This is a genomic window from Sulfitobacter sp. LC.270.F.C4, from assembly GCF_032922545.1.
GTDB classification, from domain to species: domain Bacteria; phylum Pseudomonadota; class Alphaproteobacteria; order Rhodobacterales; family Rhodobacteraceae; genus Sulfitobacter; species Sulfitobacter profundi.
The window spans coordinates 3,391,340-3,401,099 of sequence record NZ_CP136692.1 but is presented as its reverse complement, the minus strand read 5'-3'; the positions used below and the strand labels follow the sequence as shown (position 1 = coordinate 3,401,099).

8 protein-coding genes are annotated in these 9,760 nt (G+C 59.2%); 6 read left to right on the top strand and 2 right to left on the bottom strand.

Translation table 11 applies throughout. The features are described from left to right. Positions 1-5: 5 nt before the first annotated feature. From R1T45_RS20370 to R1T45_RS20345, 6 genes are all read left to right on the top strand, one after another. Positions 6-929, top strand: coding sequence for a dihydrodipicolinate synthase family protein (locus R1T45_RS20370; protein WP_317390102.1), 924 nt, complete (start codon positions 6-8; stop codon positions 927-929). After that, positions 929-1,699: an SDR family oxidoreductase gene (locus R1T45_RS20365; RefSeq protein WP_317390101.1), complete on the top strand. Its 771-nt coding sequence runs from the start codon at positions 929-931 to the stop codon at positions 1,697-1,699. Before R1T45_RS20370 ends, R1T45_RS20365 begins: the two co-directional genes overlap by 1 nt. A 171-nt stretch (positions 1,700-1,870) precedes the next feature. Continuing rightward, entirely contained in the window at positions 1,871-3,487 is a 1,617-nt protein-coding gene (locus tag R1T45_RS20360) for an MFS transporter (RefSeq protein ID WP_317390100.1), read from the top strand. Between the two features lie 1,139 nt (positions 3,488-4,626). Continuing rightward, positions 4,627-5,139 carry a DUF6634 family protein gene (locus tag R1T45_RS20355; RefSeq protein WP_317390099.1) on the top strand — a complete coding sequence of 171 codons (513 nt, stop codon included), beginning with the start codon at positions 4,627-4,629 and terminating at the stop codon, positions 5,137-5,139. A gap of 192 nt (positions 5,140-5,331) precedes the next feature. Further along, a complete protein-coding gene (locus tag R1T45_RS20350; RefSeq protein WP_317390098.1) occupies positions 5,332-6,000 on the top strand; it encodes a hypothetical protein in 669 nt (222 codons plus the stop codon). Between the two features lie 352 nt (positions 6,001-6,352). Beyond that, entirely contained in the window at positions 6,353-6,841 is a 489-nt protein-coding gene (locus R1T45_RS20345; RefSeq protein WP_317390097.1) for a hypothetical protein, read from the top strand. 421 nt (positions 6,842-7,262) lie between these two features. Here the strand turns inward: R1T45_RS20345 and R1T45_RS20340 are convergent, their stop codons facing one another. Together R1T45_RS20340 and R1T45_RS20335 are read right to left on the bottom strand one after the other, a co-directional pair. Continuing rightward, entirely contained in the window at positions 7,263-8,681 is a 1,419-nt protein-coding gene (locus tag R1T45_RS20340) for an amidase (RefSeq protein WP_317390096.1), read from the bottom strand. Between the two features lie 210 nt (positions 8,682-8,891). Then, a complete protein-coding gene (locus R1T45_RS20335) occupies positions 8,892-9,698 on the bottom strand; it encodes an IclR family transcriptional regulator (RefSeq protein WP_067935053.1) in 807 nt (268 codons plus the stop codon). Positions 9,699-9,760 lie beyond the last annotated feature (62 nt).

Here is a 9,760-nt window from a genome sequence, read left to right as displayed (position 1 = left end):
AGAACATGTCCGCACTCACAGCAGACGCTAAGGGCGTCTTTGTCATTGCCGTCACCCCCTTCCACCCCGATGGCCGGATCGACATGGAAAGCTGCGACCGTATGGTCGACTTCTATCTTGAGGCAGGAGCCACGGGGCTCACGGTTCTGGGCATGATGGGCGAAGCCCCCAAGCTCACGGTCGAGGAATCCAGCGAGGTTGTGGCGCGTATCTTAGCCCGCGTGGGGGGGCGTGTGCCGGTGGTGGTCGGCGTGTCCGCGCCCGGCTTCGCGCAGATCGATACGCTAACCCGTGCGGTGATCGATCTGGGCGCGGCGGGCGTCATGGTGGCCCCGCCCGGCAGCCTGCGCACCGACGATCAGATTGTGAACTACTACACGCAAGTCGCCGAACTGCTGAGCGACGTGCCCTTTGTTTTGCAGGATTTCCCGCTGGTGACCGGCGTTCAGATCGCGCCAAAAGTGATTGCGCGGATCGTCAATGATCTGCCGACTTGTGTCTGCCTGAAGCACGAGGATTGGCCCGGCTTGGAAAAAATCAGCGCCCTGCGCGCCGAGGGGGTACTCACGCGCCCGCTGTCGATCCTTTGCGGCAATGGCGGATTGTTCCTGCCCGAAGAGATGGCGCGGGGCGCGGATGGGGCGATGACCGGCTTTGCCTATCCCGAGATGATGGCCGACGTGGTGGCCCTCTATGGCAAAGGCGAGGCCGACCGGATGCAGGACATCTTTGACGCCTATCTGCCGCTCGCGCGTTTCGAGCAGCAGCCCGGGCTGGGGCTGGCGATCCGCAAGTACACGCTCGCGAAGCGCGGCATCATTGCCCATGACGCGCAGCGCCGCCCCGGTGCTGCATTGAGCGACGCCACCCGCGCCGAGGTCGACCGATTGATCACGCGGCAAGAAAAACGACTGAAGGAATTGAACTGATGGATCTGAAAATCACTGGCAAACGCGCGCTTGTTCTGGGGGCCAGCCGTGGTCTTGGCATGGCGATTGCGAAATCGCTCGCCGCCGAGGGCGTCATCGTTTTCGCCGCGGCGCGCAGCCGTGACAAGATTGAAGCTTGGGCCAAAGGCATAGAAAATGTACGCCCGGTTGAATGCGACCTGTCGGAACTCGCGCAAGTGGACGCCTTGGCCGACAGCCTGCTCTCTGAGGGTGGCGCGGATATCATCGTCAACAACGGCGGCGGCCCGCCTCCGGGATCAGCACAGGCCATAGAGCGCGGCCAGTGGCTCACGTATTTTGAGGCGATGGCTGCAAATCTGTTCCACCTCAACACGCGGCTGTTGCCCGCTATGAAAGAGAAGGGCTGGGGCCGGATCATCTCGATCACCTCATCCGGCGTTGAACAGCCGATCCCGAATCTCGCACTCAGCAATGGTATCCGCTCGGCAGTGGTTGGCTGGTCAAAGACTTTGGCGAGCGAAGTCGCAGGCGATGGGATCACAGTCAATGTGGTGATGCCCGGACGCATCCATACCCAACGCGTTGACGAACTCGATGCCGCTGCGGCCAAACGCACCGACAGCGATGTGGCCGAGGTCTCTGCAAAGTCCCGCGCCACAATACCAGCAGGGCGGTACGGCAAGCCCGAGGAGTTCGCGGATGTGGTGACCTTCCTTGCGTCTGCCCGTGCGAGCTATCTGACGGGGTCGCGTATTCGGATCGATGGGGGTGCGATTAAAGGGGTTTAGTTAAGCGAGGAATAAAGGTGAAGGGAATAAAATGGAACGTATCTTATTCGTTCTATAATCGATCCAATCTTTCATGCCGTCAGTATTTGATGCAGGAAAATACAGTGCAGTATCGACAGTAAGGTCACAAACCACATATCGATTAAGGACAGTTCCACGAGGCCTCCAGCTTTGCCCGACCGTATTTCGCCCCTGATCCTTTTCCGCAACCAGACCTTCCGCTCTTTGTGGATCGCCGCGCTGGCGTCGAACTTTGGTGGGCTGGTGCAGGCGGTGGGGGCCGCGTGGCTTATGACCTCGCTGTCGAACTCGCAGAATATGGTGGCGCTGGTGCAAGGTTCTGTCGCTTTGCCAATCATGATCTTCTCGTTGCTGGCGGGTGTCTTTGCCGATAATTTCGATCGCCGCCGGGTCATGTTGATCGCGCAAAGCTTTATGTTCGGCGTCTCGATCCTGCTGACTTTCATGGCATTTGAGGGCTGGCTTACGCCTTGGCTGCTCTTGGCCTTTACCTTTTCCATCGGCTGCGGCACGGCGCTGCATAACCCGTCTTGGCAAGCGACCATGGGTGATATCGTCAGCCGAGAAGAGCTGCCCTCGGCAGTGTCACTCAACTCTATGGGGTTCAACTTGATGCGCAGCATCGGGCCGGCGGCAGGCGGGGCGATTGTCGCGATTGCAGGGGCAGCGGCTGCCTTCGCAGTTAATGCACTGAGCTATGTGGCGATCATCCTTGCCTTGTTGCGGTGGAAAGCGCCGCTGCGTGATACGCATTTGCCGCGTGAGCCGATGGGCAGCGCCTTTTCCGCCGGGCTGCGCTATGTCGCGATGTCGCCCAATCTGATGCGGGTCATCCTGCGCGGTTTCTGGTTCGGACTGTCGGCCATTGCCCTGCTGGCGCTGCTGCCGGTTGTGGTGCGTGAGACATTGCAGGCGACGGCCTTTGTCTATGGCATCATGCTGGGCTGTTTCGGCATGGGGGCGGTGTTTGGCGCTTTGGCAAACGCGGGGCTGCGGGCGTGGTTCCGGAATGAGATGGTCGCGCGTGGCGGTTTTGTTGGCTTCGCCCTCAGCTGTGCCGTGCTGGCAGTCAGCGCGCAGCCTGTTTTGTCGGGCGCCGCGCTGATGCTCGCTGGGGCGTGTTGGGTGCTGTCGCTGTCGATGTTCAACGTGACGATCCAGCTTTCAACGCCGCGGTGGGTCGTGGGCCGGGTGATCGCGCTTTACCAGACCGGCACCTTCGGGGGCATGGCGGCAGGCAGTTTGATCTGGGGGATCGTCGCCGACAGGGGCGGGCCGGAAACCGCGCTCGCCGGGGCCAGTGTAATGCTGCTGATCGGTGCGTTGATCGGCTTGCGGCTGCCGCTGCCGGAGTTTAGCGGGCTCGATCTTGACCCGCTCAACCGTTTCAAAGAACCCGACACGCGGTTTGATCTCAGCTATCGCAGCGGGCCGGTGATGGTCATGGTCGATTATGAGATCGCGCAGTCGGATGTGCCGGAATTTCTTGCGGCGATGAGCCTGCGACGTCGGGTGCGCATCCGCGATGGCGCACAGCAATGGGCGCTGTTGCGCGATTTGCACCGACCGGAACATTGGAGCGAGACTTATCATGTGCCAACTTGGGGCGAATATGTCCGTCACAATGAGCGGCGGACCAACGCAGATGCAGAGCTATCAGATCAGATTAGACGGCTGCATCGCGGAGACGCGCCGCCCGAAGTACATCGGATGATTGAGCGCCAAACCGTGCCACTGCGCGACGACATGTTGCAAAAGGAGACGTGAACGAAGCCTATTCAAAATCATCGAGGGTGAATCACTCATATTGTTCAAAGTGCTGAAACCCGCGCGGGTAGGCCGTTCACACCATTAAGCTACCCAAAGTGGGTCATTCGACCCTTGAAAGGCAAGTTTCAGCCATTTGCACGAAGGCTCACAAAATAGGTCTGCCTTTGCAGTCGCATCGCGCGGCCAATGCCGCCGAGGAAGAGGACTAGTTTGAAGCCAGTCTCTTGTGGCAATTGGAAGGGTTGGAAAGCGGAACTCCTAACGGTCCAAACAGGCCCGTTTTTGGGGCCAAGAGGTTATTTATATTCATCGATTCAGTGTGTTGAGGGGCTTCCGGCCTGAAGAGGAACCGGAACCCGAAGCGGAACTCAACCTTAGATCTACCTCGGTTGATGATCTGCGCTGTATCCGCATTTCCAATGCGGTTTCTCCTTCCTCAGGTTCGGTGTGATGGGATCTCTGTTACGTCGGAAGGATCACTCGTGGCATCGGTCCAGGTAGGCCCCGTTTTCGAGAGGGGCTCGAAGATCGGACGTTCGCTGAACGCAGCGTTTGGGCCTCGGTCCCCTCCACTGACCATCATCGTGTCGTAGCAAAGCCATCCAGCAAAGCCTGTTTCGCCGCTGTCAGCGATATTGCCCATTCCTGCCAAAAGGTGTTGTCAGTCAGATACCGTTGTGTCCGGCACCTAAAACTCGGACGAGGCCCGTCAGAGAATTGAGCATGAATGTCAGCCGAGTGGGGGGCAGTCGCGACGTTCGTGGTCTGCAAGCCAAGCGCTAATTTTGCTCAGCGATTCGCTTTTCCAGAGGCGGGTACCCCTGTTTCCCGGATCGGGTCCACCTGTTCGCCCGTTTGGACGCGGTGAAAACCGCCCTGTCAGTTAGGAAACAGTTTGTTTCCCACCCCGAAGGGCGTGCGAAAGAGTCATTTGAACCGTCGCTTCGGGATGTCCTGCTTGGGAAATTCGCCTTTCGAAAAGGCTCCAAGTAACTGTTTTCGCAAACCTATGTGTTTCCCCTGCTCCGGCCAAGCCGCTAAGCGAACTGCCGAACACGCGCGTTCACCCTACCAATTCAATCTCTGCCTCTCCGGTTCGAATGGGGGGCAGGTTCGACTGCTTAAAGGAAATGAACATGCACGCAGCCGTTAGCCTCCGGGCTTTTATTGAACTTCATCTAACCGCGTTTCGGGCGGTGATTGCCGGCCGTGATCCAGAAGGCACGGATATGGATGCACCGAGGCTCGAAGAGTGGACGCCTGTCTTGCGCGGTGCGCAGTTGTCGCTGGCAGGAAATGTGGAATGCCATCCGGCGCTCGGAAAAACGCAGATTGTCACGTCACCGTTGATCCATGTTTCTGAGGACGACCAATGGGCGCGTACGCTTTCGCGCTGGTACCGTCTCGGAGCGCCGCTTGCGACAGATACCGCGAATGCTTTTCCAGAAACCGCGGTTGCGGGGTACTGCGAAATATTGGCGCCCGATGTACTTAGTGTTCCTTTGCATTTTGCCAGGCGTCTTACCGATAAGCGTCCAGTTCGAATGGCAAAACAGGCCTTCGAACTAGGATTCGATGATCTGGTTCCGGCGCTGACCCTCGTGGCAAGAACATGGCCGACGATCGGTGATGAAAAAATTAAAGGATAACAAAATCTTAGCCTGGTCAGAAAATTCTTCAAAAATAATCTCTAAGTTTTTTCGCGACCTCCTCGTACCTCCATCCTTATGAGGCGACGGCGTTCTGCCGCGTCCTGAATAATCAATCGGCGGTCTCTGCCATAGCTTTGAAACCTCGGTTTCAGAGGACGGATGAGGCTTGCCTAGACGAAAGATGACAAGATGAGTTTCGACGACACCTACCTTCATAGCCGCGCCACGCGGGCCATCCCGAAGAAATCTCCGTTCCACTTCGTGGGTCAGATGACTTTCTTGAATGCAAACGGCAAATCGCAGGCAATGGAGTACAACAGTCTGCTGGAATACCACGTGGCGATCTGCAGCCGTTACCGGCCGGACGTCGTGAATGTTGAAGAGCAGATCGCGCCTATCATGGTACGTCACGGCACAGTGCGGGCGACCCCGTACTGGTTTGACTTGCGGCTGACCCATCGGAACGGGCAGCGCACCGCCATTTCGGTAAAGCCGCAGCGCAAGGCCGAGCGCCATGTGTTTCACGCGAAGATGGAAGCTGTCACCAGGGTCGCGACGATGGAGACCGCCAATAGGGTTTGCGTCGCGACTGAGCGGAACGTCGACCCAATCGAACTGGCGAATGCCAAATTGTTTCATGCTGCGCGGCACCCTGATCCGTACATGGATGATCAGGTGACTTCGGCGCTGGACGCCCTGACGAAACCTATGCAGATCCGCGAGTTTCTGGACGCCTGCGGCATTGGTTCGACTGGATTTTGGAGTGTGATCCGGCTGATCCGCTCCGGAGCCGCCAAGGTCCTCGCAGCGGAGCGCATCACGCCTCGGACTATTATCACGCACGGGGAGAATAGCTAATGCCGGTCTCGCTGAAGCCCCGTCGCAGACTGCTGGAGGAAGGGTGCCGTTTCCGCATCGGCCCGCGCGTTGCTGAGGTAATTGCCGTACGCCCTGAGGGGTATGTCGTCATCTGGGAGGAGTGGACTGATCCCAAGACAGGTGTCGTAAATGACTCTGCCCGCGAATTGCTGAATTACCCACGTGTCGAAACGGAAAATAGCCATGGCCAGTTGGTGATCCTCAGCCGGCCGGGGATGGAGGATGCCGACCCGTCCTCCATGGTACAAAAGTCCTTGGCGTGGAGGTCAGGAAACGGCGGTATCACAGTGTCCAGAGCCTCGCGGAAACCCTTGGTATCAATCGCACCCGGATGTCACGCCTCCTTCAGAAGTTGAACCGCGTTCCGCAGGGGGCCACTGATGCAGAGAGTGGATTACTCAGGTTCGAAGCAGACGAAATTGCTACACTGGTGTCAGACTTCGAAACTGCTGTCCCACTGTCAGACGTACCCGACTATATCGGCGCTTCTCTCACTCAAATGCAGGCTCTCTATGCGGCGAGCCTGCTCTTGCCACTGGTTCCGCGCAATTCCCGGGGCGCGGTCCGGAATGTGGTCTTCGCCAAGCGGCATCTCGACACGTTTCTGGTGCCTTTCGAAGCATTGCCGAAAGTGGACCAATCTCACGTCGAGGGTCTCCATTCTATTGCATATACCTGTCAGCGTGGAGGCGGCACGACTGCCGAAGTGATCAAGGCCATCGTAGATGGCGATCTTTCTGCGTTTCGACTGCCTTACAAAAGTGGGTTGGCAGCTATCGTCCTCTCTCCTCTGGAGGCCATCGCGCGCCGCGCCATCTGATCTCATTTTAACGATTTTTGCCAAGGGTCCGCATTGCGGACCCTTTTTTTGTTCGGGCATTCCAAAGGGGCGGGAAGAACTTAGCTTTGTTACGGGAAAAACTTAGAGTTTTGACATTTTTACGTGTTTTTAAGGTGCTGATATCTATGTATAAAAATGGGCAAATTCTCGTGGCGGGAAAAACTTGGTATAGTTTTACAGAGGGGCAGACGGCTCTGCACTTCACCTGATCAACATCGCTGCTGGCCCCGCTTTCGGAGGGCTTGCGTGAATATGAACCGATGCCGCTGACAACTGTCACAATGGCGAGAACTGGCGTCGTTTAAGCGCCAGCGACCTTCACTTCGTTCCGCTAAATCAGGTCCCGACCGGGGCTGCCGCCGCTCCGTTTCTGCGGAACGTTACAGCCGCGATGATCGCCTCAAATTCCCCACAATCTGGTGCACGCCGGAGGAATCTCGCCTTCGATCGCCGCCATGGCGTCGACGATAAGATCCTCGCGCCAGCGGCGGCCTGCGATTTGCACGCCGATGGGCTGCGGTCCGCTGGGCAACTCTGCGATATGCGTGGGGATGTTGCCCGCGGGCAGGCCGGTAAAGTTCATGACGAAAGACCAAAGCCCCTTGCCCAAGACCTCACGAACGCCTTCCAGACCTTCGGTGTCGCGCCCGGCTGTGAAGAACGGGGCGAACATGAAGGGGGTCAGCACGAGGGGGTAGTCCTCTAGGAACATCGACCATTCGCGCGCGTAATGGGTGCGTTTGGCGACCATGGAGAGCTGCTCGGTGCCTTTGAAGGGCGGGTATTCGGTGTAGTAATTTTCAAAGATCGCCTTCAGATCGTCAGACCCATGGGCCAGGATATCTTCGCCCATCAGGGCCTCGACTTCGCCCATGAGGGCGCGATACCCATTTTTCCCGGTTTCATAGGCGAGCGGCGGCTCCACCTCTTCGACGGCATAGCCCGCGTTGTCGAGCGCGGATGCCGCCTTGTCGAGGGCGGTGGCCACGTCCGGGTGCAGGCCAAAGCCGAAATCATCGCGGGTGAAGGCCACGCGGATCGGGCCTTCGATCGCTTCGCCGCGCCACGGCAGGGGCACGTGAAACGGATCACGCGCATCCGCGGCGATCAGGCTGGGCATCGACAGATGCAGGTCCGCTGCCCTGCGCGCAATCAGGCCCTGCACCGACATGGATTGCGCCAAAAAGCCCCGCTCGGCCCTCTGGCTGGGGTTGAATGCGGCCACCCGGCCCAGACCCGGCTTTACCGTCACCGCCCCATTGGCCGAGGCCGGGAAGCGCAGGGAGCCGCCGATGTCATTGCCGTGCGCCAGCGCGCCAATCCCCGCCATGACAGCCGCCCCCGCCCCGCCGGAGGAGCCGCCCGCCGACAGGTGTCGCCCCCAAGGGTTGTAGGTGCGCCCATAAAGCGGGTTGTCGGTATCGGCGCGAAAGGAGAATTCCGGCGTGTTGGTGCGCCCGATCACGATTGCGCCCGCTTGTTTGAGGTTGCACACCACCGGCGCGTCTTCGGGCGCGATGACATCTTTAAAGGCAGGGACGCCGTTGCTGGTGGCGTGGCCCTTTTGATCTACGTTGATTTTGATGGTCACCGGAACACCGTGCAGCGGCCCCTTGGGCGCGCTGCTTTTATCGAGCGCTGCCGCTTCGGCGCGGGCCTCGGCGGCGAGGTTTTCGACCACCGCGTTCAACGCCGGATTGACCTCTTCCATGCGCGCAATCGCCGCCTCGGTCGCTTCAACCGCCGAGAGTTTGCCTGCGCGGGTCGCGCTTGCGATTTCCTGCGCGTCCCATTGCCAAAGCGGTTTACTGTCGGTCATTCCGGTTCCTTTCGTTCAGTCATTTTTCAAAGCGGCATCCGCGCCCCGATGTCGCGAACTTCGGAGAAAGAATTTAGCAACGCAAGTAAATTCGGGGCGAAATGCGCGGGCGTTGATGGGGTTGGTTATATAGCAGGCTTTTCGTGGCCCTCGCGCGGCTGGCCAATGTTTGGGGGCAGAGCGATCCCGCAAGGGCGGCCAAAAACACGATCATCCGGCCATGATGGCGTTGGCGGCTTCGATGGCCAAGGGCGCTGCTTTGGCGACAAACTCTTCCGGCGTGTATTCCGAGAGGGAACCGGCAAGGTGGATCGCGCTGAGAGGGGCGCCGTTGCGGTCGGTGATGGCAACGCCCACCGCCACTTCGCCCAGTGCATATTCATCGCATACCACGGCAAAGCGATTTTCGCGGGCGAGGCTGAGTTCGGCCACGATCGCTTCGGGGTCGGTCTTGGTGCTGGAGGTGAAGGGATGCAGCGGCGCGCGGGTAAGAATTTCGCGCGCCTCGTCTTCGGGAAGCTGCGAAAGCGCCGCCCGCCCGCCCGCGGTGCAAAAGGTTGGCACGCTGTGGCCCACAAGGGTCGCGAAAAAGGTCTCGCGTTTGCTTTGCATCCGCAGGGCATAGATCAGGCGCGTCTCATCATAGAGGCTCAGGTCGACCCGCTCGCGCAGGGATTTGCGCAGTTCCAGCAAGACCGGGGTGGCTTTTTGCACCACAGGGTCGAGCCGCAGCAGATCAAGCGTGTGATCCAGCAGGCGGATGCCCGGCAGATATCCGCGGTCGTCCCCGCTGCGCCGGATATAGCCACTCTTCGTGAGCGTATGCACCAGCCGTTGGGCCGCGGATCGGTCGATCCCGGCGGTCTTGGCGATGTCGGAAAGCGTCATCGGCCCGGTCGCGTGGTGGAAGGCCCCCAGCACCTGCATTGCGCGATCTGCTGCCCGGACGAACAATCGGTCGTCATCTGCCTGATTCTGCGCCGCCTGCGGGGCGTCTTCTCGGAAAAATCTGCTCATGAATGGCCTGTAGTTGACGAATCGTTAATGCGCCGCTTACGCTTGCTGTGCACTATAGGTGT